This is a genomic window from Natrinema sp. H-ect4 (genome assembly GCF_041894845.1).
Classification (GTDB): Archaea; Halobacteriota; Halobacteria; order Halobacteriales; family Natrialbaceae; genus Natrinema.
In genome coordinates this window covers 82,967-106,987 of sequence record NZ_JBHDYC010000014.1, presented here as the reverse complement: position 1 = coordinate 106,987, position 24,021 = coordinate 82,967, and the positions used below count along the sequence as shown (strand labels likewise).

The window sequence follows — 24,021 nt, the reverse complement described above, 5'->3', positions numbered from 1 at the left end:
TGGCGGAGATATCTAGCTTTTTTGAAAGGTTCCGTGCTTTTTCCATCATTGCTAGCAGTTGATGTCGTTTCTTGGTTCGCTTCCATCTTCTATACTTTTAGCCAACGTTACTACCCTCCCAGTGAAGCGGGAAATTTTGGACATGAAGCATCCGCCGTTTCCCGCTTCAACTCCCTAGTTGTAACGGATCGATTCACCAGAGCCAAATAGTGGAAATGTCTGGTGGGAGTTAAAATTTCAAATAGGTTATCTTTTTGCGTACGCAGACTCTCGGAAGGCGAACTCCGCACAGTTCGAGAAGTAGATATCGTTTCGCCCTTGCGGTGCGCTCCCTGAGCTACTTCCCGAACAATTCCCACGTTGTGCTAAATGAGAGTACGCGTTTCGGTCAGCCATCACCGATCGAACGCCCCGAATGCTCGTTCCCAGCGCGTGTTGTGCCTCGTAGTCGTTCAGGTCACCATCGGCGCGACTCTGGGCCTCGTTACCGCCGATATACATATGGATAAACTGATGTAACCCTCGATTGATCATATTCGGGGCGTGCCAAAACGTCGATTCGTACGAGACAGCCGATATTTCACGGCGATCGCTGTTCCAAGCGTTCCCTCCTCTGTTGTGGGTCGATCCGTCGAACGAGTTGTTGATCACGTGGTAGTGAATATCTTCATCAAAGCCCTCGTCGGAGAGCCGATCACCAATGGCGCTCGAATCGTTCGGCCCAGTGTAGGTGACGTCAGTCTCGTTGTACTCGATCCAGAATCCTTTGAACCAGTCGAATCTATTGTACAACTGCTTCAGACCAGTGTACACGCCGTCTCGACACTCACGGGACTTGGCACTCGAATTGCACATGTCCACGATGGACACGTGAATTGAGTCCCAACCGCCGCCATACTCTGCATTACCAACTGAGTATCCGTGTGTCTGTGCTTCAGCCGAAGTCGTCGCCGCGGCAAACCCGGTGAGGGCAACCGCTCCCGCACCACTTTTCCGGAGAAGCCCGCGTCTTGACGTCGTTCCGTGCTCGTTTCGCGATGACGACTGTTGGTTAGCGCTTTGTTCCGTTCCGTCTGGTTTCGATTGCTCGTCCATCTTCCTGAACACCGTCTTGTCTGAAGTCGTTGTGACCGACTTCAAATACATATTATTTTTCTGGACTATAAATTTTACCCAAATAATAATACTATGAAAATTGTTTTGTCGGCGAACACCGGCAGCTGGACGATCACAGTGAATATCCACAGTTCGGCGCTCTGATTGGCGCAGACGGAATCCAGCTAGAACTCCTCGGTCGGCGGCGCGATCCCCTCGTCGCTGCCCTCGAGTTCGAACTCCTCCCGGACCTCCCGAATCCGATCGCGAATATCGGCCGCTAGCTCGAACTCGAGATTCCCCGCCGCGTCCTGCATCCGCTCCTCGAGTTCGTCGACGTACCGCGCCGCGTCGTCCTCGCCATCGATCTCCCGGCCGGAGACCTCGCTGGTGTCGGTCTTGCTGCCGGGCAGATTGGTCTCGCCGACTTCCTTCTCGATCGTCGTGGGCTCGAGGCCGTGTTCCTCGTTGTACTCCTGTTGGATCTCGCGGCGGCGCTGGGTCTCCTCGATCGCGGACTCCATGGCGTTCGAGGGCTCGTCCGCGTAGAGGACGACCTCGCCGTTGACGTTCCGGGCCGCCCGGCCCATCGTCTGGACGAGCGTCGTCTCGCTCCGAAGGAACCCCGCCTGGTCCGCATCGAGAATGGCCACCAGCGAGACCTCGGGGATGTCCAGCCCCTCCCGCAGGAGGTTGATCCCGACGAGCACGTCGATCTCACCCAATCGCAGCGAGCGGATGATCTCGTGGCGCTCGAGCGTGTCGGTCTCGTCGTGCATGTAGGCCACGTCGACGCCCGCCTCCTCGAGGTACTCGGTGAGGTCCTCGGCCATCCGTTTGGTCAGCGTCGTCACGAGCGTGCGCTCCTCGCGCTCGATACGCTCGTCGATGCGGTCCATGAGGTCGTCGACCTGCCCTGTTGCATCGGAAACCTCGATCGCCGGGTCGATAAGATGGGTGGGCCGAACGATCTGTTCGACGATCTGCTCGCTCTCCTCGCGCTCGTAGTCGCTGGGCGTGGCGCTCACGTAGAGGGTCTGATCGGTCTTCTCCTCGAATTCCTCGAAGGTGAGCGGCCGGTTGTCGTAGGCCGTCGGCAGCCGAAAGCCGTTCTCGACCAGCGAGTCCTTCCGGGACTTGTCACCGGCGAACTGCCCGCGGATCTGCGGGAGCGTCACGTGGGACTCGTCGACCACGGTCAGGAAGTCGTCCGGGAAGTAATCGAGCAGCGTGTAGGGAGCCTCGCCGGACTCGCGATCGGACAGATAGACCGAGTAGTTCTCGATCCCCGAACAGTAGCCCGTCTCCTGCATCATCTCGAGGTCGAAGGTCGTCCGCTCCTCGATGCGCTGGGCGGCGATCATGTCGCCTTTGCGTTCGAAGTAGGAAATGCGCGAATCGAGATCGTCACGGATCTCGTCCATCGCGTCCTCGAGCGTGGTCTCGGGAATCGAATAGTGCTCCGCGGGGTGGACGAGCACCGCTTGCTGGTCGCCCTGGGTTTTCCCCTCGAGCGGGTCGACCTTGACCATGCGGTCGATCTCGTCGCCCCAGAGTTCGACGCGCACCGCATAGCGGCCGTACATCGGGTAGATCTCGACGGTGTCTCCCCGCACCCGGAAGGTACCCTGCGTGAAGTCGACGTCGTTGCGCTCGTAGTTCAGGTCCACCAGGCGTTTCAACAGCTCGTCGCGGCCGACCTCCTCGCCGACCTCGAGTCGCAGGGACATGTCGATGTAGTTGCGCGGGTCGCCGAGGCCGTAGATCGCGGAGACACTCGCGACGACGATGACGTCCTCGCGGGTCAGCAGCGACCGCGTGGCGGAGTGGCGCAGGCGGTCGATCTCGTCGTTGACCGAGGCGTCCTTGTCGATGTAGGTGTCGCTCTGCTCGACGTAGGCCTCGGGCTGGTAGTAGTCGTAGTAGGAGACGAAGTACTCGACGGCGTTGTCCGGGAAGAGATTGCGAAACTCCTCGTAGAGTTGGGCCGCCAGCGTCTTGTTGTGGGCGATCACCAGCGTCGGTTTCTGGATTTCCTCTGCGACCCACGAGACGGTGTTCGTTTTTCCGGAGCCGGTCACCCCGAGCAGGGTCTGTTTGTCCATTCCGGACCGGAACCCGTCGACTAACTGCTCGATCGCTTCGGGCTGATCGCCCGCGGGCTCGAAGGGAGCGTCGACCCGAAACGGGTGATCGACGTTCGGACGGTCCGGTTGGAGGGGACCTTGCGCGTCACTCATTATCGGAGTCAGGGGTTCGAGCCACTTTACGCGCTCGCATGCGGGCCGCGATAGAAGCGGCTCGAAAGAGACTGAGAGGGAGTATCGTAGCTGCCGGAACTGCCATCGGTCGGTCCCGAAACATAGATCAGCCAATAGCTCACAGACATGAGAGTATGACTGGTAACGGAGTTTCGGACACCGCGCGATGATCGGGACGGAGCTGTCGGGCGGTGCCCTGGTGGTGTTCGGACTCATCGCGGTCGCTCTCGTTCTGTTCGTCTCGGAGGTGATTCCGAACGACGTGACGGCGATCGGGATCGTCGTCTCGCTGGCGGCGCTCGAGCCGCTGACCGGCGTCGGCCACCGGGCGGCGATCTCGGGCTTTGCCAACACCGCGACGGTGACGATCGTCGCGATGTACATGCTCAGTGCGGGTATCCAGCAGACCGGCGTGGTCCAGCGGCTCGGCCTCTCGCTGGCGGCGTTTACCGACGGCGACGAAACGCGTGCGCTGGCGGCGACGATCGCCACGACGGGGCCGATTGCGGGCTTTATCAATAACACGCCCGTCGTCGCGATCTTCATCCCGATGATCTCGGATCTCGCCGAGAAGACCGGCATCTCGCCGTCGAAACTGCTCTTGCCGCTCTCGTATGCAGCGATCCTCGGCGGCACCCTGACGCTCGTCGGCACCTCGACGAACCTGCTCGCCAGCGAATTCGCCGCCGACCTGCTCGGTCGACCCCCCATCGGCATGTTCGAGTTCTCGGCCCTCGGCCTCGTGATTCTGGTCGTCGGCCTCGCCTACCTCATGACCGTCGGTCGGTGGCTGACGCCCGCTCGGATCCCGGTCGACGCGGACCTCGTGGAGGAGTTCGATCTCGAGGATCATCTCACACAGGTCCGCGTCGGCGCGGACTCGGCACCGATCGGACTCACGGTCGACGAACTCGAGGAACGAGCCGACGCGGACGTTCGGGTCCTCCAGCATCGTCGAGACGGAGATCGTGACAGCCAGCCCGCAGCGAACGAGCGGGTACTCGAATACGATGGTGCTGACGATAGCGATGGCCAGGGAGACCGCGAGACACCAGCCAGTGGATCGGATCGAGACCAGCGATTCTCCGGCGACGAGACCGTCGACACGCGAGGCAATAGGGAGGGGCGCAGCCAGCAGCGTCCCCGCGACGGCAACGACCGTGACAGCAACGACCGCAGCGGCGAAGAGACGACAGTGATCGAACCGGGCCAGCACATCCGAGAGGGTGACGTACTCACGGTCCACGGGAGCCTGCAGGCGGTCAACCGCTTCGTCGAGAATGAGGAGTTGCGCCAGCTCCACCGGCAGTCGGTGACCGAGGAGACCTTCGAGGAATCCGCGGGCAATGAGCGACTCGCCAAAACGATCGTCCCCGGCGAATCGTCGTTCATCGGAGAGACGCTCTCCGAGACGCATCTCCGGGAGGTCTACCAGCTGACCGTGCTGGCGATCCGCCGCGACGGCGAGTTGCTCCGGACCGACCTCGAGGACGTGACGCTCGAAGCGGGCGACCTCCTCTTGGTCCAGACGGTCACCAGTACGATCGAGTACGTCACCGAGACCGGCGACCTCGTGGTCGTCGATGACGCCTCCGATAGGTTGCTCGAAGGCAGGATCGACGAGGTCGCGCCGCTGTCACCGAAGACGCCGATCGCACTCGCGATCATGGCCGGCGTCGTCGGAACCGCAGCGCTCGGTCTCGTCTCCATCGTCATCGCGGCGTTCGCCGGCGTCTTCCTCATGATCGTGACCGGCTGTCTGTCGACCACCGACGCGTACGACGCCGTCTCGTGGAACATCGTGTTCCTGCTCGCGGGCGTGATACCCCTCGGCGTCGCCCTCGAGGCGACGGGCGGCTCGCAGGTAATCGCCGGCGCGCTCGTTGGGACCGCCGCGTTTCTCCCGCTCGTCGCGGTCTTGCTGTTGTTCACCGTCGTGACGGGGTTGCTCGCGAACGTCATCACGCCCGTGGCGACGGTAGTGTTGATGATCCCCGTCGCGATCGACGCCGCGGGGAGCCTCGGAGCGACGCAGTTCTCGTTTCTCCTCGCGGTGATGTTCGCCTCCGCGACCTCTTTCATGACGCCGGTGGGCTATCAGACGAATCTGATGGTTTACGGCCCCGGCGGCTACAAGTTCACCGACTTCCTGCGAGTCGGCGGGCCGCTACAGCTCCTGCTGGCAGTGGTCACGACGGGCGGCATCGCTCTGATCTGGGGCATCTAAACCGAGCGGTCGTTTCGGCGTCCGCGTCCGGGCGAGATTACTCGAGCCGGTCGAGTACCGCCTCTTTCTCATAAGAGAGCGTGAGCGACCGCGAGCGACCGCGGCCGTCGACGTCCGCGTAGTCGGCGTCGATCAGGCCGAGCTGGTCGAGTTTGTTCACGATTTCGGAGTAGCGCGTGTAGCCGAGGTCGGTCCGGTCGTGAAAGACCTCGTAGACCTCGCCGGCCTGGTCGCCGTCGCGGTCGGCGATCACCTCGAGCAGCGCCCGTTCGGTGTCGGTCAGTCCCGACAGGGACCGTGAGAGATTGATGTACTTGGACTTCTCGTAGGCGTTCTCGACGTCCTGTCGCTCGACGGTTCGGCTGGCCCGCATCTCGGCGTTGAGTCCGGCCCGCCGCAGCAGATCGATCCCGACCCGGAGATCGCCGCTCTCGGCGGTGAGTTCCGCGACGTACTCGAGGGTGTCCCGGGCGATGACGCCGTCGTTGAAGCCCCGTTCGACCCGCTCCTCGAGGATGTCGACGATCTCGGGCTGGTCGTAGACGGGGAAGTAGACGTCCTCCGGGCGGAAGACGCTCTGGACTCGGGAGTCGAGTTCGTCGATGACGTCCAGCGCGGGATCGGAGGAGACGACGACGACACCGATCTTCGCCCCGGGATACTCCTCGTGGGCCCGAAGCAGTGAGTAGAGCGTGTCAGAGGCCTCGTTTTCGTAAAAGAGGTAGTTGATGTCGTCCAGGGCGACGACGAGCACCTTGTCCTCCTCGACGAGTTTCTCGGCGATCTGGCCGAACAGCTTCTTGAAGGAGATCCCCGACGAGGGCGGTTCGTAGTCGAACGTGCCCTCGAAGAGCCGCGAAAACACCGAGTACCGAGTCGCGTTGACCTGACAGTTGACTCGGATCGTTCGGACCTCGCTCGTCTGGGCTCCCACCTCGTCGAACAGCTTCTGGATCGCCGTCGTCTTTCCCGTCCCGGGCGGTCCCCGAACGACGACGTTCAGCGGTCGCGACCCCCGCACCGCGGGGCGCAGCGCGTACGTCAGGCTCTGGGTCTGGCCCTCGCGGTGCTTGAACGTCTCGGGGACGTAGTCGATCTCGAAGACGTGCTCGTTGCTGAACACGGATTCGTCCCACGACAACATCCCCTCCTCGGGGTCGTCTGCCATCACTTTCACCACGCTGTCGAAGCTACTTAGATGTTTGCCGGATTCTCGGCTCGAGCGGCGTTAGGCCGCCTCGATTCGCTCGAGCCAGCGATCGAGATCCGCCGGGGGAATTCGGTCTCGATGTGCGACGCGGGCGTGGGCTCGCGCGAGTCGCGCGGCCTCGTACTCGGCGTCACAGCGCAGTTCGAAACAACACCCCTCCCTCGGACACCGAAACTGGTGTGGCATAACTTAACACAGGGGGTGCTCGGTGGTCAGTATTGCACTTGCATGGCCCGGTTCGGTGTGGCGATACGGCGGGTTCAAAACGAGGCGAGGTTACTCGAACTTCTCCAACAGCCGATCGTAGAACACGGGTTCCGGGTCGCCCTCGCTGTCTGCGGGCGCGCCGCCGTTGGTCGCGACCGCGTCGTCCCGGGCCTCGCCGGCGAGTTTCTCGACGATTAGCTCCGGCGTCGACCGTGCCAGATGGTCCTTGACCGGCGAGCGGTTGACCTCGAGTGCCCCGTCCACGAGCCCGACAGCTTCGATGCCGTCGACGGTCACGTCGTAGTCGGCCATCTCGCGGATCTCGCCGGCCAGGTGGGAAACGAAGACGGCCGTCGCGCCGTTCGCCGAGAGCGCCTCCAGAATCCCGGCAATGATCTTCGCCGAGGCCCCGGGCTCCGTGATGCTCTCGAGTTCGTCGACCAGCACGAGCGAGCCCTCGCCGCCCTGTGCGAGGTCGGCGAACTCACGGACGGTCGACTCGAAGGCACCCGCGTCGAGCGTCCCCTGGGTCTTGGCGTGGTAGTGCAGATCGTCGAACCGCCGCAATCGGACGCGCTCGGCGGGGACGGGCAGGCCCATGTGGGCCAGTATGACCACGCTCGCGACCAGATCCAGCGTGGAGGTCTTCCCGCCGCTGTTGACCCCCGAGAGGAGCGCCACGCCCGAGACCTCGTAATCGACGGGGTCGATCGACTCGAGCGGCTCGTCGAGCAGGGGCGAGCGGCCGCCCTCGATCGCGAAGCCGACCTCGGCAACGCTTTTGCTCGCGGTTTCACTGTCGTCTCGCGGCGGTTCGCAAGCCGCTTCGCGGCTTCCGTCATCACGAGACGGCTTTGCCGTCTCGGATGACTCCGCCGCTCGACTGTCCGCGGAACTTCGTTCCGCGCTACTCGCTTCCGAGGCGCGTAGCGCCTCGCTGTCAGCGAATTCGGGCATCACACACTCGTACTCCTCGGCGAAGCGGGCGATCGCGAGTTCGACGTCTAGCTCGAGGGCGTCCCGGACGAGCTGACGGGCACCGTCGCGCTGGTCGGCAAGATCGGCCGCGAGCTCGCGCTTCAGTTTGCCCGCGCGACGGTCCTTGGCCGCCGTCAGCTCCTCGCGTACCCGACTGATGACGTCCTCGTCGCGCTCAACCGGAAACGTGGGCTCGTCGCTGAACGCGCGGCGCGCTATTTCGGCTTCGCCCTGATCGAGATCGAGCGCGTCGACGAGGTGGTCTCGGGCCGCCTCGACCGCCGCGGCGTACTCGTCCGCAAGTTCCCGCGAGAGGAGAGAGTCGACGCCGGCCCCGCGCTCGACCAGCGAGAGCAGGTCCGAGCCCTCGATCGTCACGTCCTGTTCGCGGATCGCCTCCCGAAGGTGGTCGTTTGCGACGCTCTCGGCCGCGCTCGCCGCCGCATCGAGGTCGTCGACCGCCGTCGTCAGCCGGTCGAGTTCGTCGTCGCCCGCGACCGTGCCGTCCTCGGCCAGCCGCGAGAGGCCGTCCTCGAGGGCCGAGAGATCGCAGGGCGGCTCGAGATCGGCGGCCCGATGGACCGCGACGGCCGCCTGCAGGCGGTCCCGATTGCGCGCGAAGAATGCCAGCGGCCGCTCGGGGACGACTTCAGCCGGGTTCTCGAGGGCGTCGGGCCGGACCTGCACGTCGCCCTCGAGCGTGACGCCGGCGAAGGACTCGTCGAGGGCGATCACCGTCGCGTACCCCCGGGCGAGTTCGGCCAGCCCCTGTGCGTCCTCGACGATTTCGACGGAGAGTTCCGGAATCGCCTCGCGCGCCGCCGAGTAGCGCTCGGCGTCGGTCGTCGCCAGACAGCGCTCGCGAACCCGCACGTCGCCCGGCTCTCGAAGGGGTTCGACCCCCTCGAGCGCGTCGAGCACCGCGAGGTCGGGGTCGCACTCGAGCGCCTCGCGGGCGAACTCCTGTACCTCCGCGATGCGCGAGCGCCGCGGGCTCGGATAGAACGTCTCGAGTCGACGGGCGGCGTAGTCGGTGACCGTGCGCTCCTCGAGCAGTCCGAGGACCGCCCGGTAGACCTCGCGGGCGCGATCGGTCGCGAGAAACCCGCCGGGATCGTCGTGCTCGAGCCGGATCGCGCCGCGCGCGATGCGCGCGGCCCGCCCCTGGGAGATCCCCGGGGCAGTCGCGATCGCTTCCACGTCGCCCGCTCGCAGCGCGCGCTCGGGATCGTCGAGCGCGGATAGCGCTCGGGCGGTCTTCTCGCCGACGCCCGGAATCGACTCGAGGTCCATGTTCTCGAGCGGTGTAACAAACCGGAGCGAGGAAAAAGTTCCTGCCGGGTTTTTCGGCGTCGCCGTGGTAGCTCGGCGCATGCCAACCGGGGCGATCGACTACCACGAGCGGACGAAACACTCGCCCAGAAGCGTTCACGAGGGCGGTCGCGGTCTGAACTTCGACAACAAACCGCGGCTGTACAAGGTGTACACCGACCTGCCCGCGAAGCCGCTCTCCGACCGGATTCGCCCGCCCCAGCAACCCGCGCTCGCAGCCATCGCAGAGCCGACGCCCGACGGTGATCCCGCTCGAGCGCACCAGCCTGATCTCGAGACAGTCACGAGCCTGTGTTACTACGCTGCCGGCGTCACGAAACGGATCGACAGGCGCGGTCGCACCCTCCGCTTTCGCGCCGCAGCGACGACCGGCGCGCTCTACCACGTCGACCTGTACGTCGTCTGCGGCGATCTCGGGGGTGACGACGGCGACGACGAGACCGGTGAACCGGGACGCGAACTCGAGGCCGGCGTCTACCACTTCGATCCCCGGACGCTGTCGCTCGACGTGCTCCGCGAGGGGGACTACCGCGGCGTGCTCGCGAGCGCCAGCGAGCACGCGGGCGTCGCCGACGCGCCGCTGTCGGTCGTCGCGACCTCGACGTGGTGGCGAAACGCCTGGAAGTACGGGGACCGAACGTTTCGCCACGCGTTCTGGGACTCCGGGACGCACCTCGCGAACCTGCTGGCGGTCGCCCATGCGCTCGACTACCGCGCCGAGGTCGTCACCGGCTTCGCGGATCGTCCCGTCGCGGACCTGCTCGGACTCAAGCCCGAACGCGAAGCGCCACTCGAGATCGTACCGATCGGTTCGGGAAACACCGATTCCGAGTTCGATTTCGCCGCCGGTTCCGACGCCAATTCCGGTTCGGCAGACATCGACCCGATCGATCCCGACACCGAACCGCTCTCGCCGAACGAGCGGGAGTTCCCGCTGATCCACGAGGCGTGGTCGGCTGGCACTCTCGAGAACGGCGGCGCGGCCGACTCCTGGCGATCCGGGCGGCCGGCGGGACCGATCGGCACCCGCGAACCCGGCGACGGCGAACGGGTTGCACTCGAGCCGGTCGGTCACGAGACGGCCTCGAGCCGGCCGCTCCACGAGACGATCCGCCGCCGCGGCTCCTGTCGCGAGTACGAGCGCGAGCCGATCAGTTTTCGGAAGCTGTCGACCGTGCTCGACCGGGCTGTTCGCGGGGTGGCGATGGACAGCCGTTTCGCGGACGACCCGCCGCTGTCGTTCGTCGCCCCCTTCCTCGTCGTCAACGGCGTCGACGGCCTCGCGTCGGGGACCTACCACTACCACCCGGCCCGGGGCGAACTCGAGCGCCTGCGGGCCGGCGAGTGTCGCAGCGAGGCGGGCCACCTCGCGCTGGATCAGGGGTTGGCCGCCGACGCCGCGGTCTGCGTCTACTTCATGACCGACCTCACAGCGGTCGTCGACGCGCTCGGCGATCGCGGCTACCGGGTGGCACAGCTCGAGGCGTCGCTGACAGCAGGCCGACTGTATCTCGGGACCTACGCTCACCGCGACCTCGGCGGGACCGGGCTGACGTTCTACGACGACATCGTCTCGGACTTTTTCGCCCCCCGCGCCGCGGGGCAGACGCCGATGTTCCTGTACACGATTGGACGGCCGGCCTGAAACCGCGGTTCGCCGAACCGGACGGCGACGGTGGCCAGGGACGGGAGACAAGGATGGGAGACGGGGACGATAACCGAGGACGGGGAGCACGCGCTGACGAGGTTGTCGCACTTTTATACGGACGCACGTCGCCCCATCGACCATGCAGGCGAACCGGCGGCTCGGTCACTCGGGCTCGAAACGGTGGCATCGAACACTGTCCAGCCGCGACGCCGACCGGCGACGCCAGGAACGAACACATGGAGTATGAACGAACCGACGTCGTCGTCGACCGACTCGAGTTGCTTCGGGCCTACGGCTACGGACTCTGCATGGGGACGGCCGACGCCCTCCCCGGCGTCTCCGGCGGCACCGTCGCGCTCCTGCTGGGCTTCTACGGCCGGCTGATCGCCGCCGTCACGGCGTTTACGCCTCGCCGAGCCGTCGCCATCCTCCGGGGGTACCGTCCCGAGCGGCGCGAGCGGGCGCGCGAGGCGCTGCTCGAACTGGATTTCGGATTCTTGCTTCCGCTGGGCGTCGGCATGGCCACCGCGGTGGTGCTGATCGCCGACCTCGTCTCGACGCTCGCGGAGTCCCACCCGGTCGCGATGTTCGGCTTCTTCACCGGGTTGATCGCCGCCTCGGCGATCACACTCGGCCGGAGCCTCACGTTCACGACGCCCCTTCACGCGGGGACCGCGACTGCGGGTGCCGGGCTCGCATTACTGGTCGCCGCCGACCTCGTCACGCTCCCGGGGGGCGGTCCGGTCGTGATCCTCGTCGCCGGCGCGATCGCCGTCAGCGCGATGATCCTGCCGGGAATCTCCGGTTCGCTCATCCTGATACTGCTCGGCCAGTACATCTTCCTCTCCTCGGAGCTGAGCGCGTTCGTCCGCGCGCTCGGCGACCTGCTCGGCGATGGCTCGCTCGCCGCCGTCATCGATCCGGGAACGACCGTCGTGCTGTTCCTCACTGGCGGCGTCGTCGGCCTCGTTACCATCGCCCGCGTCGTGCGTATCGCGCTGGCCCGCAACCGCGAGTTGACCCTCGTCTTCCTGGTCAGCCTCATCGCCGGCTCGGTTCCGGCCCCGCTGCACAACATCGCCGAAACGCACGCATGGACCACCGAAACGATCGCGCTGACGGCCGCTTGGGCCGCCCTCGGCGCGATCGCGCTGTTCGCGCTCGAGCATCTCGTCGGTGGGTTCAATCCGGAGTGAGCGCTCGAGTCCCCGTGCCGAGGAGCTGACCGGATTCAGTCGCCGAAATCGACCCCCTCGAAGCGCTCGTTCGCGAGATCGTCGATCAGCTCCGTGATCCCCTCCCGTTTGTCGTCGTCGAGGTCCTCCCGGTCGAATCGGACTCACACCAGCGGGAGCGACGGCCCGATGAAATACGGGTGGCGGCTGCAGGGCACGGTCACTTCCACGAATCGATCCAATCGGACCGACACCGACGACGAGTACCGGTTTTCCAGCTAGCAGACCGAGCCGAATTACGTCGTCGCGGACCGCACCGCAACCCGACCGGCCGACCGACGAGAGCGAAGGACCCTCGAGCATGCAAACGAGTATCGAAGTCGAGTACTGGGTCGTGGATAGCGACGGCGATCTCACCGAACCGGGGGCGCTCGCGGACGTATCGACGCGGACCGAACGAGCGTCCGTCGAGCCGCTGCTCGCGGTGAAAACGCCGTCCTGCGAGTCGATCTCGGAACTCCGGACGGCGCTCGCGAGGGAACTCGAGGGAGTCCTCTCGCGGGCGTCGACGCTGGACAAGCGCCTCGTCCCCTTCGCCACGCCGATCAACGGCGACGTGACCGATCGGCGTACAGACGGGCGAGAGCGCATCCGGACGGCAGTGATCGGTGAACGCGTCGACTGCGCGAAATACTGTGCCGGCGCGGGGATCCACATCGAGCAGCGAAACGTCACCGACCAGCTCAACACCCTCCTCGCCCTCGATCCGGCGCTCGCGCTGGTCAACTCGTCGCCGTACGTTCGAGGCGACCGGATCGCCAACGGGGCCCGTTCCCGCTGCCACCGAACGGAGAGCGGCGAGGCGTTCCCGAAACGCGGCCGGCGCTGGCGCTACGTCGAGACCGTCGGAGAGTGGTATCGGGGGCTCGAGCGCCGCTACGAGGGGTTCAGAGACGCGGCCGTCTCGGCGGGCGTCGACGCGGCGACGGTCGAGGAGTCCATCTCGCCCGACGACGTAGGCTGGACGCCCGTGCGACTGCACGAGTCGATGTCCACGATCGAATGGCGCTCGCCCGACGCCGCCCTGCCGAGTCAGTTACTTCGGCTGGTCGACGACCTCGAGACGATGCTGGACCGGCTCCACCGCACCACCGTTCGAATCGACGGACCGAACGAGGGAGCGGCCGGTAACTGGACGAGCGACGATGGCGACGGCTGGACGAGCGACGACGGAATCGGGTACCGGTACGGCGGTCCGACCGCCCGACCCGGCCACGTCACGGGCGATGGAATCACCCTCCCCGCGTTCGAAACCGTCAGTGAACTCACCGAGTCGGCGATCCGCGACGGCCTCGAGTCGCCGGCCGTCGCGAACTATCTCGAGCGGATGGGGTTCTCTGTCGGCGACTATCATCCGATCTCGACGCGGATCGACGGCCGCCAGTACGTGACCCGGGCCGACGCCCGAGACCTGCGCCTCGAGTACGCGAGTCGACTCGAGGAAGATGTCGACAAGCTGAGCGGGATCGGCGGTTAGTTGCCGTTATCGTACTCGTACTCCCGTTCCGGATCCTCCACGCCCTCGGTCCGGGAGCCGACCCAGGCCCCGAGCGAAAGGCCGTAAACGAGGTGGCCGGCGTGAAAGAGAGCAAGTTCGTCGGCCTCGAGGCGGATATCGAGCAGTTCCTGTAACACGACCTGTGTGCCGAAGGCCGACAGGGCCATGCCGTAGACCGAGCCCCAGACGAGTCCGCGCTGTTCGGGCTCGATCGATCGGCCGGCGTCGTACAGGGAGAACAGCACGCCGAAGACGGCGCCGGAGCTGACGCCGTAGAGGAGGTGCAGGGCGAGGCCGGGGATCGTGTGGTCGTCGGGATCGCCGCCAGCGACGTACTGCGACCAGAAGTTCGCCGACGGCGGCAACGATCGCAAGAGCGGGAGGCGAAAGGCGGTCATGATCAGCGTCGCAACGAACCCGCCCTGGATCCCGCGGGCCACCGCGTCGGCGACGTGTTCCTCGCGCGAGTGCTCGTCGATGTCGCTGGTGTGCCCTTCCGTCTCGGCGAGTGAGCGCAACCGTTGCAGGTGGTCGGAGACAGCCATAGTGGTCTCGATAGTCGTGGTACCACGGACGCGACCTTAACCGTCCGGCGCGCTGATGACTGCAACGGGCCGCACGACGCACCCGAAACGGCACGTCCTCGCGGCCGCCGGCGTCCGATGGAAGCGATATCCACGACCTGACGACAACGCGCTTTTGCCCGTTCGGTTCGAACCACGGGCAATGACTTCGGTCGAGACGAAACTCGAGGCCGCCCGCACCGACCTCGCAGGCCGAAACGGGGTCCTCGTGGCCTTCTCTGGCGGGGTCGACTCGAGCGTGGTGGCCGCGCTCGCCCACGACGCGCTCGGCGAGGACGCCGTCGCCTGCACCGCAAAGAGCGAGACGCTTCCTGCGGCCGAACTCGAGGACGCCAAGCGGGTCGCACGCGAGATCGGCATCCGCCACGAGATCGTCTCCTTCTCCGAACTCGAGAGCGACGCGTTCGTCGAAAACGACGACGATCGCTGCTATCACTGCCGGACGATGCGACTCGGCGAGATGCTCGAGACTGCCCGCGACCTCGAGGTCGAAACGGTCTGTGACGGCACGAACGCGGACGATCCTGGTGCGGGCCATCGGCCCGGACTGCAGGCGGTAGAGGAACTCGACGTGCATTCACCGCTGCTGGCCCACGACATCGCGAAGGACGAGGTCCGCGAGATCGCCGACCGCTACGAGCTGTCGGTCGCCGATAAGCCCTCGATGGCCTGTCTCTCCTCGCGGATTCCGACCGGACTCGACGTCACCGACGACCGACTCGCGCGGATCGAGCAGGCCGAAGCGTTGCTCCGTCAGTGGGGGTTCGACCAGTTCCGCGTCCGCGACCACGACGGCCTCGCCCGCATCGAGGTCGCACCCGACGAACTCGAGCGCGCCCTGGAACGCGAGTTCGTCGAAACGGTCCGCGAAGCGCTGTCGACGCTCGGCTTCGATCACGTCACGCTCGATCTCCACGGCTATCGGACGGGGAGCGTGAGTCCCGAGGCCGAAGACGAAGCGTTGGCCGCCGAGGCAGGCCCCTCGAGCGACGACTAACAACGAACTTTTGCTCTGCGTGCGGTCGCTTCGCGACCGCACTCGGCAAAATCTCGAGAGAGCGCGAAGCGCTCTCTCGGACCTCGCGGGATCTTCGATCCCGCTTAGCTTCGATGAAAAGCACTCCTCCTTCCGTTCGTTTCACTCACATCAGTCGTCGACCCGCTCGCTCACTGCGTTCGCTCACGGCGAGTATCGGTGAACCGCCTGCCCTTCCCCGAGTCGCGCAGCTCTCGCATCTGCTCGAGCCGCGCTCCCGGCCAACGCAGTAGTGTGTGCCAGTCACTCGTAGGGTGCCTGATATCGAATCCGCGAGCGACGACCGACAACGACGGACTGCACCATCCCAGCCGATCACCGGACGTGAGAGCGAAACCGGCTGCCGGGACGAGGACAGATTCGTCGATCGTTCGGCTAGTGCGTGGAAGAGATGGACATTCATCCAATATATAATCAATAACACCCCATAGAACTAATCGATATTCCAGGTCATGGACCTCCGTCCGATAATATTGCTTGTTGCGATACGAACGTAGCGCTCGGGTTAGTAGCAGTGATCGATGGAAGCCGACGTGCCGCTCGAGTGGAACGCCGAAGAGTGTCGGACCTATACCCCGGCCGACATGGACCGGGAAATGCAGTATCGGACGTATCTCCACGAATCGGGTGATTTGCGGCTCAAGGTCGCGCCCGCCTCGCTCGACGGTGAAGATCATCCCGGCTACTCGCTGACGGCGACGAGCTACCCGGGGCTCGATCTCTCCGAAACGATGCGAGTCAGAACCGTCCTAACGTTCGAACGGTGTAACCGGATCGCTCGAGACTTCATGGATCTCTTCTCGGCCAGCTACGACGGCCCCGGCTCGCTCGAGGAGGCCCTCGATTACGCGTACGAACGAACGCGAGAGCACCGCTAATCGCGTCGTTCGTGGGTCAGCTGCGGGCGGTCACCACCCGCACTCACGCAAGCAGTGAACCGCCTCGGGGTCAAGCCCCGAGGCACTCGGCCTGCTCCGCCGGTAGAACGGCTGGATTATTCGATTTCGAGCGGTCCACCGCCGTTCCCGTCCCCGTCTCCTTCGCCGGCTTCGTCCCACTCGAGTTCGAATTCGACGCTCAGTTCGCCAGGCGCGTCGGCCGGTCCCTCGCGCTCGGCTTTGACCTCGAAGGTGGGACGGGCGGGTGGCTCGAGCGTCACGGATTCGGATCCCGCTTTGAGCGTGATCGCCTCGCCGTCCTCGAGGTTGTCCGCGACGCGTCGGAGAAGGGACGCGATATCCGCTCGACTCTGGTCGCTCTCGGATTTGAAGAGTACGTCTTCGGGCATGGTCGACTATACGGTCCGGAAGTTGATAAATACACGCGTGAGAAATCGGTTTGATACCGCCGAGAGAACACAGAGTCAGTGCCGTCTCAGTCGTCCGAGGGAGCCGCGGACTCCTCGCCGACCGCGGCCGCCGCGGACTCGCTCTCCGCGAAGGGGTACCACGACTGCTTGGCGTCGGCCATGTACGGTGCCTCGAAGTCGGTCTCCTCGGGCTCGCAGAACTCGACGAGCTGTTCCTCGGCCGTCGCCTCGACCCACTGACGGAACGTCTGTCCGTCCGAACGGTGGGCCGCGTAGGCCTGCAGCAGGTTCCGGATCGCGCCGGGGGCCTCGTCGGCCGGCACGCGCTGTTGTACCCAGTCGATGAACGAGGGCTCCTCGCCGACGCCGCCGCCGACGCCGATATCGAAGGCCTCGACCATCTCACCGTCTTTGCGGGCGCGCATCCCCTGAAGACCGATATCCGCGGTCATCGCCTGCCCGCAGTCGGCGGTACAGCCGGAGTAGTGCATCTTGATTGTGCCGACGTCGTCGGGCAACTCGACGTTCGCATTGAACCAGCGCAGCATGCGGGCCATCCGACCCTTCGTCTCGGTCAGCGCGATCGAACAGAACTCGGTGCCGGTACAGGCCATCGCGCCGCGCTCGAAGGGACTCGGCTCGGCGGGGTACTCCTCGAGCAGCGGTTCGGCGAGCAGATCCTCGAGATCCTCGTCGGCGACGTCGACGATGACCGGGTTCTGGCGGCGGGTCAGGCGGACCTCGCCGGAGCCGTACTCGTCGGCGTAGTCGGCCAGTTCGATGGCGTCCTCGGCCGGGAGCCGGCCGATGGGAACGCTCAGGCCGACGTAGTTCCCGCCGTCCGTCTGGTCGCCAACGCCGACGTGGTCGTGCTGGCCGTCCTCGACCGGGCGACCGGCGTTGTAGGTGTATTCCTCGCGGAAGTCCTCGCCCGCGCGGCGCATCTCGAAGTCGACGTACTCCGCCTGGAGCGTCTCGCGGATCTTTTCCATCCCCCAGTCCTCGGCGAAAAACCGAGCGCGGTTCTTCGAGCGGTTCTGGCGGTTGCCGTAGTCGTGGTAGAGCTCGACGAAGCCGCGGCCAACCTCGTAGGCGTTTTCCGGCCGGACGAAGATATCGAGCGGGGTCGCGGCGCGGGGCTGGCGGCCGCCGAGCCCGCCGCCGACGCGGACGTTGAACCCGCGGGCTTCCTCGCCGTCTACCTCCTTCGTCGCTGGCTCGAACCCGATATCGTTGAGCGAGTCCTGTGCACAGCCGACCGTACAACCCGACGCGCTGATGTTGAACTTCCGAGGCATGTTCGCGAGCGCGTCGTCCGTGCGAAGCTCCTCCTCGAAGCGCTCGAGCAGGGGGCCGGCCTCGACGAACTCTTCGGCCTTCCCGTGGAGCGGACAGCCGGAGATGTTGCGCATCGTGTCGCCGCCCGCGGATCGGGAGTGAACGCCGGCCGACTCGAGTTGCTCCCAGATTTCGGGCACGTCCTCGAGTTTGAGCCAGTGCAGCTGCACCGACTGGCGGGTCGTGAGATCGATCCAGCCGTTGCCGAACTCGGGGTTCTCAACGGGCCCGGTCGCGTACTCGCGGGCGACCTCGCCGATCGTTCGCAACTGGTTGGGCTCGAGAATGCCGCTGGCGTTGGTCAGTCGCATCATGAAGTACGACTCCTGCCCGGAGCGCTGGTGGAACAGTCCCCAGAACTTGAACCGGGTGAACCACGTCTCGTGTTCGTCCTCCGGAATCGCTTCGTAGCCGCCGTTTTCGGCGAACTCGAGGATGTGTTCGCGGACCTCGTCGCCGTAACAGCCCTCCTTGCGTTCCTCTTTCTTATGCGCCATCGCGGACCACCCCGACCGAACGATCGGACTCTGATTTGTAGATTTCCTCGCCAAACATGTCGTAATTCACGTTTCAACGCCATGTTCCTAAAGCATATAACAGTAATCGTTCACAAATAACTTGTTTTGAGTCATATTCGGAGCCGGACGTGGGATATCCAATGAGATATAGTCTGTATTAGGATGTATATCACGGATCAGCGGGGGAGAGAATGGCCGATTTCAAACACGGCCGGCGCGACTCGATCCCGTCTCGCGAGTAATCGCGGATCTCGTCTTCGGTCTCGAGGCACGAAGCCGACGCGCGGCGGGTGACACGGCCGGGACGGCATCACGACCGGGCGTGTGGCTGGCCCCAAACTCGACGACCAGGCAGAAAGTGGGTCAAAAACCGGACAGGTTCAATCGTCGGACGGAACCGGGCCGTCCGGCGTCGGCACCACTCGAGTGCGGTACAGCCCGCCCGAGAGGCCGATCAAGGCGATCGCGAGGACGAAGAAGACGACGAAACCGTTCGCGTAGCCGGCGGGCCCCTGCAGATCGACGAAGAGCCCGAGTATCGGCGGGATAGCGAAGCCGCCGAACGCGCCGAGTCCGCCGACCAGCCCCGACGCGCCGCCGACGGCCTCCGGCACGTACGTCGGGACGAGCCCGAACACCGCCGCGTTGGCGACGCCGATCCCGATACCGAGCAGGACCGTCGCGGCGACCGCGATCGGGACGGTCCGAGCTGCCATCAGAACGGCCGCGGCGACGGCGACGAGAGCGAAACTCGCGATCGCGGTCCGTTCGCCGCCGATTCGGTCACTGATGATGCCCCCCGGAACGCGAATGAGCGCCGCAAGTAGCGTGAAGGCGATCGCGGTGAGGGCACCCGACGCCTGCAGGTCGAGATCGTGGACGGCCGTCCAGTAGGACGGAAACCAGGTCGTCAACGCGAGGAAGCCACCGAACGACGCGAAAAAGAGCGCGACGAGCACCCACGTTCGCGAGATGCCGGCCGCCTCGCGGATCGACGCCATCGCGTCCCCGCTCGGGAACAGCTCCTGGCCCCGCGTTTCGGCCCGTTGCTTCGCTGTCTCGGCCTCGAGTCCCTGCTTCCGGAGCTGGAAGAACGGGGGGTCGACGGCGATGACGCCGTAGACGAACGTCCCGCAGACGAGGAAGCCAAACCACGCGAGGTACGCACCCGTCAGGCCGAGCACGGCGAGCGCGACGGGGACGAGGAGCGTGAAAATTCCCGGCGAACTGTTTCCCAGCCCCGCGTACACCGCGAGCATCGTTCCCTGTCGGTCTTCGGGCGACCAGTACGATGTCTGGGCGGCCCCGACGGAGAACGTCGCGATCCCACAGCCCGAAAGCGCGCCGAACAGGAAGACGAGCGGGTAGTGGGCCATCGTCAGACCATCGGTCCCAAGGGTCACGAGAATCGTCGACAGGCCGGCCATCCCCACGACGGCACCGCCGAGCAAAACCAGGAACGGCTTCGCCGCCCCGACATCCTCGACCCACGCGCCGAAGGGAATGCGAAGGAGCGACCCGGTCAGCTGCGGCGCTGCGACCAGCAGTCCGAGCGCGAGCCCAGAGAGGCCCATCGCCCCCTCGAGTTCGGTCGCGACGGGGCCGTAGAGCACCACGCCGGCGAATCCGACGAAGAAGCCGAGCGTCGCGGACGCCACACCCCGTCGCGGACTCCCCCGGATCGGGGGTGTGCCGTCGCTTGCGGGACCAGATGTCGATTTCGCGGTCATACGTCCTCAGGCACTCGCTTCCGCGACCGCCCTGACGTCGCGCTCCCGCGGCGCCTCGAGGCGGACGGCACACTGCTTGAAGTTCGGCTCGTTCGAGCGCGGGTCGACGTCGGGCAGCGTGAGGTCGTTCACGTCGGGGTGGTGAATCGGTAGCCAGACGACCCCGTCGGGGATCGCCTCGTCGGTCTCGACGCAAACCGTGACCGATGCCCGTCGAGAGACCACTCGGCCGTACTGCCGGTCCTCGTCTCCCTCGTCGGCCTCGTCGCTCACGTGGCCGTCAGCGGGGGCCTCGAGTTCGTCCGCGATCGCGGCGGCCGTCGCCGGGCTGACCCGCGCCGTCGGCGGTTCGTCCTCGCGGGTCCGGACCCCGGTATTGTACGCGTCCGGGCGGCGTGCAGTGGTCAGCGTGAACGGATAGGACTCGTCGGTCGGCTCGGGAAGCGGCCGGGCCTCACCCGTCGAGAACCGCGCGCGGCCGGACTGGGTGTAGAACGACCACGATTCGTCGGTCGGGCCGCCGGAATCAGTCTCGCCGTCGACCGCATCGCCGTCGTCGGCCGTTCGCTCGCCGGTATCGTTCGTTGTCTGCTCGTCGCCGATGTCACCCGTCTGCTCGTCGTCGCCATCCCCGGCCTCGTAGTACCGGTACCCCGCCGACACGTCCGGTGCCGGTGCCGGCCAGCGAACCGCGCGTTCGGCCTCGAGGCGCTCGTAGCTGATCCCGGAGAGATCGGCGGGGGTGCCGGCTGTCAGCGCCGCAAACTCGTCGAAGACCGCTTCGGGCTCCGGTGTCCGATCGAACAGATCGGGGACGATACGATCGGCGAGGTCGCCGATCAACTCGAGGTCCGTCCGGACGCCGGAGGGAGTCTCCGTCGCGGCCCGAACCCGGGAGACGGTCCGCTCCATGTTGGTCGTCGTCCCGTCGGACTCCCCCCACGTCGCTGCGGGTAGGACGACGTCGGCGTACTCGACCGTTTCGCTCCGAAACGCGTCCTGCACGACGAGGAACGCGTCCTCGAGTTTCTCGCGGACGCGCGTCGCATCGGGCATGCCAGCGACGGGGTTGGTCGCGACCGCGTAGACGGCGTCGATGTCGTCGCCGAGCGCGCTGACGATACCGACCGGTCCCGGCCCCGTGTCGTCGGGAAACCGCGAGACCGGCACGCCCCACGTCTCGGCGACCGCCCTGCGGTGGTCCGGATCCGTGAACGGGCGGTGACCGGGCCACGACCCCTTCGAGGAGCAGACGCGGGTCCCCATCGAGTTGGCCTGACCGGTCAGCGAGAACGGTCCCGAACCCGGCCGGAGGTTGCCAGTCGCGAGGCAGCAATCGATCAGCGCGCCCGCGGCCGCGGTCCCGTTGACGCTCTGGTTGATCCCCATCCCCCAGTACAGCAGGGACGGATCCTCGAGCGCGTCCGCGAGGTGATCGACGTCACTCATCGAAACACCTGCCATCTCGGCGGCGGCGGCCGCGTCGGGAAGCTCGGCTCGAAGTTCGTCGAAGCCGACCGTCGCCTCCTCGACGAACGCCTCGTCGATCCGGTCCGTCTCGACGACGCGAGCGAGAACGGCTCGAGCCAGCGCGAGATCGGCACCTGGCTCGAGCGGGACGTGGTGGTCGGCGACCTCGGCGGTCTCGCTGTGAACGGGGTCGACCACGATGAGTTCGGAGTCGTCCTCGTCAGCAGACTGGCGGATCCAGCGAAACATGACCGGATGGGCGGCCGACGGATTCGCGCCCCAGACGACGTGCGTCTTGGCCTCGGGGATGTCGTCGTAGGTCGGCGGCGGCGCGTCACTGCCGAACGCGTCGTAGTAGGCGGTGACAGCTGAGGCCATACACAGCGTCGTGTTGGCGTCGTAGTAGCGGGTCCCGAAGCCGCCGCGGGCGAGCTTGCCCAGGGCGTAGGCGGCCTCGTTGGTCTGCTGCCCGCTCCCCAGGACCGCGACGCTGTCGCTCCCGCCGTCTTCCAGCGCGGTACCGATGCCTTCCGCCGCGCGCTCGAGGGCCGATTCGATGGTGGTCGCCACGAGCTCGCCGTCTTTGCGTACGAGCGGCCTGGTGAGCCACTCGCCGCCCGGATCGGCGGTCTCGCTGACGCCGCGCTGGCAGGCCAATCCCCGGTTGACCGGATGACTCGGATCGCCGCGGACGGTCCCGAGGCCGTAGCCGCGGTCGGGAGCCTGCTGGACGTGCCCGCAGCCGACCGCACATCGCATACACGTGGTTGGCACCAGATCGGTCACGGCTCACACCTCCGGGACGCGACGCGGACGGGAATGTGTGATTTACAATCACACCTATCGGAGAGAGATTTGACCGATATCATTCAGAGTTTCACGCATCAAGAAAATATATGCAACTACTAAACGGTAATCGTTTACAAACTCCATATTTCCTCGGTCGGATCGGAGAGAGTCCGCAATATTCGAACGGATAGGGAGAATATAAGGGGATCAAACGGCGGCTATTCCGCCGAGCCGAGCGGACAGATGTCCACGAATGTATTCCGTGCTACGTATTCCCAAGAGTAGACCGTCGGGTCCCACTATAGTAGTCACTGACAGTCATTGCACGCCTGCTCGACCGACAGCTGTCCGATCAGTGTGTGAATCGTTTCAGTGGCTACTATAGACAAACGATCACGCCTGGCGGGAACTACCCGGGGTATGGATCGCACGTGCTGACAGCCGATAGGAGCGAAAATGCATCGATACCGGCTCGAGTCGGGTTACTCGCGTCCGACCCACTTCAGGACGAACAGCGTCCCTTCGAACAGCAGGATCATCGTGACGGCGACCAGGATGGGAGCCATCCCGGTCGGGTCGAGCGTGAACATGAACGAAAGCCCCGCGAAGCCCGCCCAGAAGTACAGTCGCTTCTGGGCCAGCCAGCGGCGGGTCGTCACGCCCATCATGATCGCCAGCATGATGAAGAGCGGAATCTGGAACACGATCGCGAGAAAGCCCATGAGCGTGATGATCAGGTTGAACGTGTCGCCCAGCGCGTACGCGATCTCGGCGCTTCCCTCCGCGTAGTAGGTGAAGTACCGAAAGAGGATCGGCAACACGAGCACGTAGGAAAACAACATCCCGATCGCGCCGAGAACGACGCTCGTCGGCACCGCCGCGAGGTAGTACTTGCGCTCGTTCGGATACAGCCCCGGCCGCATGAACAGGTAACACTCGTAGACGAACGCCGGCAGCGCGATCATGATCCCGAGCAGCGACGAGATCTTGATCCGGGTCAACCACAGCTCGAGCGGGTTGTAAACGTGGGGCGGCGGGACCTCGCCGGCGTCGTAGGGGAAAACGTTGAACCAGATGAATTCGATCGCGTTGGAGGCCCACAGCAGCCCGATCGCCGTCCCGCCGGCTCCGAACAGCAAGACGACCGCCAGCCGGAGCACCATCTCCTCGATGTGATCGGCCAGGGGCATCTCCTCGTCGTCCGGCGGCGTCGAGAGTCCGCCGATATCGTCGTCGGGATCGGGGTACGGCTGCTCGGGGGTGTGCGGATCGCCGACGACGCCTTCGCCGTCGGTCTCGAGGTTCGGCGACGCCGCGCCGTCGGTCGCTGACGATCCGGTATCGGGGTCAGGGTCGGATTCGGCGGCATCGTCCGGAGCTAGCGGTCGCTCGTCGAGGTCGCCCCGTGTCTCGTCAGGGCCCTCGATATCGGGGTCGTCCCGTGACTCTTCGGGAGACTCGGCATCGCGATCGTCCGCCGGCTCGTCCGACATCTACGGAATACTGATAGGCCACCGGTTATAGGCCTTTTTCTTACGACTACCCCTCGAGAGTGA

At 65.4% G+C, this 24,021-nt stretch carries 17 protein-coding genes; 6 read left to right on the top strand and 11 right to left on the bottom strand.

The genetic code is table 11. The features are described 5' to 3' along the window. Positions 1-246 precede the first annotated feature (246 nt). Both ACEWFR_RS17540 and uvrB read right to left on the bottom strand, forming a co-directional pair. Entirely contained in the window at positions 247-1,095 is an 849-nt protein-coding gene (locus ACEWFR_RS17540) for a hypothetical protein (RefSeq protein ID WP_374062264.1), read from the bottom strand. Between the two features lie 185 nt (positions 1,096-1,280). Beyond that, entirely contained in the window at positions 1,281-3,335 is a 2,055-nt protein-coding gene (gene uvrB / locus ACEWFR_RS17535; protein WP_374062263.1) for an excinuclease ABC subunit UvrB, read from the bottom strand. Between the two features lie 187 nt (positions 3,336-3,522). Here uvrB and ACEWFR_RS17530 point away from each other — a divergent pair, with 187 nt between their 5' ends. Further along, a complete protein-coding gene (locus ACEWFR_RS17530) occupies positions 3,523-5,583 on the top strand; it encodes an SLC13 family permease (protein WP_374062262.1) in 2,061 nt (686 codons plus the stop codon). Between the two features lie 37 nt (positions 5,584-5,620). On the opposite strand, the gene ACEWFR_RS17525 is transcribed toward ACEWFR_RS17530, so the two are convergent. The 3 genes from ACEWFR_RS17525 to ACEWFR_RS17515 all read right to left on the bottom strand — a co-directional run bounded on the left by ACEWFR_RS17525 (position 5,621) and on the right by ACEWFR_RS17515 (position 9,271). Beyond that, on the bottom strand, positions 5,621-6,751 hold the full coding sequence (locus ACEWFR_RS17525) for an ORC1-type DNA replication protein (protein ID WP_374062261.1): 1,131 nt from the start codon (positions 6,749-6,751) through the stop codon (positions 5,621-5,623). 60 nt (positions 6,752-6,811) lie between these two features. Continuing rightward, on the bottom strand, positions 6,812-6,979 hold the full coding sequence (locus tag ACEWFR_RS17520) for a hypothetical protein (protein ID WP_374062260.1): 168 nt from the start codon (positions 6,977-6,979) through the stop codon (positions 6,812-6,814). Between the two features lie 90 nt (positions 6,980-7,069). Further along, on the bottom strand, positions 7,070-9,271 hold the full coding sequence (locus tag ACEWFR_RS17515; protein WP_374062259.1) for a helix-hairpin-helix domain-containing protein: 2,202 nt from the start codon (positions 9,269-9,271) through the stop codon (positions 7,070-7,072). Positions 9,272-9,350: 79 nt separating this feature from the next. Here ACEWFR_RS17515 and ACEWFR_RS17510 point away from each other — a divergent pair, with 79 nt between their 5' ends. From ACEWFR_RS17510 to ACEWFR_RS17500, 3 genes are all read left to right on the top strand, one after another. Beyond that, positions 9,351-10,955 (top strand): SagB/ThcOx family dehydrogenase, encoded by a 1,605-nt coding sequence (locus ACEWFR_RS17510; RefSeq protein WP_374062258.1) that lies wholly within the window; start codon positions 9,351-9,353, stop codon positions 10,953-10,955. Positions 10,956-11,194: 239 nt separating this feature from the next. Then, positions 11,195-12,154: a DUF368 domain-containing protein gene (locus tag ACEWFR_RS17505; RefSeq protein ID WP_374062257.1), complete on the top strand. Its 960-nt coding sequence runs from the start codon at positions 11,195-11,197 to the stop codon at positions 12,152-12,154. Between the two features lie 340 nt (positions 12,155-12,494). Beyond that, positions 12,495-13,670, top strand: a complete 1,176-nt coding sequence (locus ACEWFR_RS17500) for a glutamate--cysteine ligase (protein ID WP_374062256.1) — start codon at positions 12,495-12,497, stop codon at positions 13,668-13,670. Here ACEWFR_RS17500 and ACEWFR_RS17495 read toward each other — a convergent pair. Further along, entirely contained in the window at positions 13,667-14,236 is a 570-nt protein-coding gene (locus ACEWFR_RS17495; RefSeq protein ID WP_098725163.1) for a DUF6789 family protein, read from the bottom strand. The two genes, ACEWFR_RS17500 and ACEWFR_RS17495, sit on opposite strands and share 4 nt — an antisense overlap. Positions 14,237-14,417: 181 nt before the next feature. Between ACEWFR_RS17495 and larE the strand changes: the two genes are divergently transcribed. After that, on the top strand, positions 14,418-15,272 hold the full coding sequence (gene larE / locus ACEWFR_RS17490) for an ATP-dependent sacrificial sulfur transferase LarE (RefSeq protein ID WP_374062255.1): 855 nt from the start codon (positions 14,418-14,420) through the stop codon (positions 15,270-15,272). Positions 15,273-15,832: 560 nt separating this feature from the next. Then, entirely contained in the window at positions 15,833-16,189 is a 357-nt protein-coding gene (locus tag ACEWFR_RS17485; protein WP_374062254.1) for a hypothetical protein, read from the top strand. 116 nt (positions 16,190-16,305) lie between these two features. Here ACEWFR_RS17485 and ACEWFR_RS17480 read toward each other — a convergent pair whose 3' ends face one another. The 5 genes from ACEWFR_RS17480 to ACEWFR_RS17460 form a co-directional block, all read right to left on the bottom strand. Further along, positions 16,306-16,599 (bottom strand): amphi-Trp domain-containing protein, encoded by a 294-nt coding sequence (locus tag ACEWFR_RS17480; RefSeq protein ID WP_098725161.1) that lies wholly within the window; start codon positions 16,597-16,599, stop codon positions 16,306-16,308. Between the two features lie 86 nt (positions 16,600-16,685). Continuing rightward, the gene (locus tag ACEWFR_RS17475; RefSeq protein WP_374062253.1) at positions 16,686-18,455 is read right to left on the bottom strand and encodes a nitrite/sulfite reductase; all 1,770 of its coding nucleotides are present in this window, start codon (positions 18,453-18,455) and stop codon (positions 16,686-16,688) included. A 401-nt stretch (positions 18,456-18,856) separates the two neighbouring features. Then, positions 18,857-20,206, bottom strand: a complete 1,350-nt coding sequence (locus tag ACEWFR_RS17470; protein WP_374062251.1) for a nitrate/nitrite transporter — start codon at positions 20,204-20,206, stop codon at positions 18,857-18,859. Positions 20,207-20,212: 6 nt separating this feature from the next. Then, positions 20,213-22,435 (bottom strand): assimilatory nitrate reductase NasA, encoded by a 2,223-nt coding sequence (gene nasA / locus ACEWFR_RS17465; protein ID WP_374062273.1) that lies wholly within the window; start codon positions 22,433-22,435, stop codon positions 20,213-20,215. 512 nt (positions 22,436-22,947) lie between these two features. Then, entirely contained in the window at positions 22,948-23,958 is a 1,011-nt protein-coding gene (locus ACEWFR_RS17460) for a twin-arginine translocase subunit TatC (RefSeq protein WP_374062250.1), read from the bottom strand. Between the last annotated feature and the right edge of the window lie 63 nt (positions 23,959-24,021).

Excerpts from the sequence above, each read along its gene's own strand:
- nasA (WP_374062273.1), bottom strand. The coding sequence starts at position 22,435 with ATGCGATGTGCGGTCGGCTGCGGGCACGTCCAGCAGGCTCCCGACCGC.
- uvrB (WP_374062263.1), bottom strand. The coding sequence starts at position 3,335 with ATGAGTGACGCGCAAGGTCCCCTCCAACCGGACCGTCCGAACGTCGAT.
- ACEWFR_RS17480 (WP_098725161.1), bottom strand. The coding sequence starts at position 16,599 with ATGCCCGAAGACGTACTCTTCAAATCCGAGAGCGACCAGAGTCGAGCG.
- larE (WP_374062255.1), top strand. The coding sequence starts at position 14,418 with ATGACTTCGGTCGAGACGAAACTCGAGGCCGCCCGCACCGACCTCGCA.
- ACEWFR_RS17530 (WP_374062262.1), top strand. The coding sequence starts at position 3,523 with ATGATCGGGACGGAGCTGTCGGGCGGTGCCCTGGTGGTGTTCGGACTC.
- ACEWFR_RS17460 (WP_374062250.1), bottom strand. The coding sequence starts at position 23,958 with ATGTCGGACGAGCCGGCGGACGATCGCGATGCCGAGTCTCCCGAAGAG.
- ACEWFR_RS17500 (WP_374062256.1), top strand. The coding sequence starts at position 12,495 with ATGCAAACGAGTATCGAAGTCGAGTACTGGGTCGTGGATAGCGACGGC.
- ACEWFR_RS17525 (WP_374062261.1), bottom strand. The coding sequence starts at position 6,751 with ATGGCAGACGACCCCGAGGAGGGGATGTTGTCGTGGGACGAATCCGTG.
- ACEWFR_RS17475 (WP_374062253.1), bottom strand. The coding sequence starts at position 18,455 with ATGGCGCATAAGAAAGAGGAACGCAAGGAGGGCTGTTACGGCGACGAG.
- ACEWFR_RS17510 (WP_374062258.1), top strand. The coding sequence starts at position 9,351 with ATGCCAACCGGGGCGATCGACTACCACGAGCGGACGAAACACTCGCCC.
- ACEWFR_RS17495 (WP_098725163.1), bottom strand. The coding sequence starts at position 14,236 with ATGGCTGTCTCCGACCACCTGCAACGGTTGCGCTCACTCGCCGAGACG.
- ACEWFR_RS17505 (WP_374062257.1), top strand. The coding sequence starts at position 11,195 with ATGGAGTATGAACGAACCGACGTCGTCGTCGACCGACTCGAGTTGCTT.
- ACEWFR_RS17515 (WP_374062259.1), bottom strand. The coding sequence starts at position 9,271 with ATGGACCTCGAGTCGATTCCGGGCGTCGGCGAGAAGACCGCCCGAGCG.
- ACEWFR_RS17485 (WP_374062254.1), top strand. The coding sequence starts at position 15,833 with ATGGAAGCCGACGTGCCGCTCGAGTGGAACGCCGAAGAGTGTCGGACC.
- ACEWFR_RS17540 (WP_374062264.1), bottom strand. The coding sequence starts at position 1,095 with ATGGACGAGCAATCGAAACCAGACGGAACGGAACAAAGCGCTAACCAA.
- ACEWFR_RS17520 (WP_374062260.1), bottom strand. The coding sequence starts at position 6,979 with ATGCCACACCAGTTTCGGTGTCCGAGGGAGGGGTGTTGTTTCGAACTG.
- ACEWFR_RS17470 (WP_374062251.1), bottom strand. The coding sequence starts at position 20,206 with ATGACCGCGAAATCGACATCTGGTCCCGCAAGCGACGGCACACCCCCG.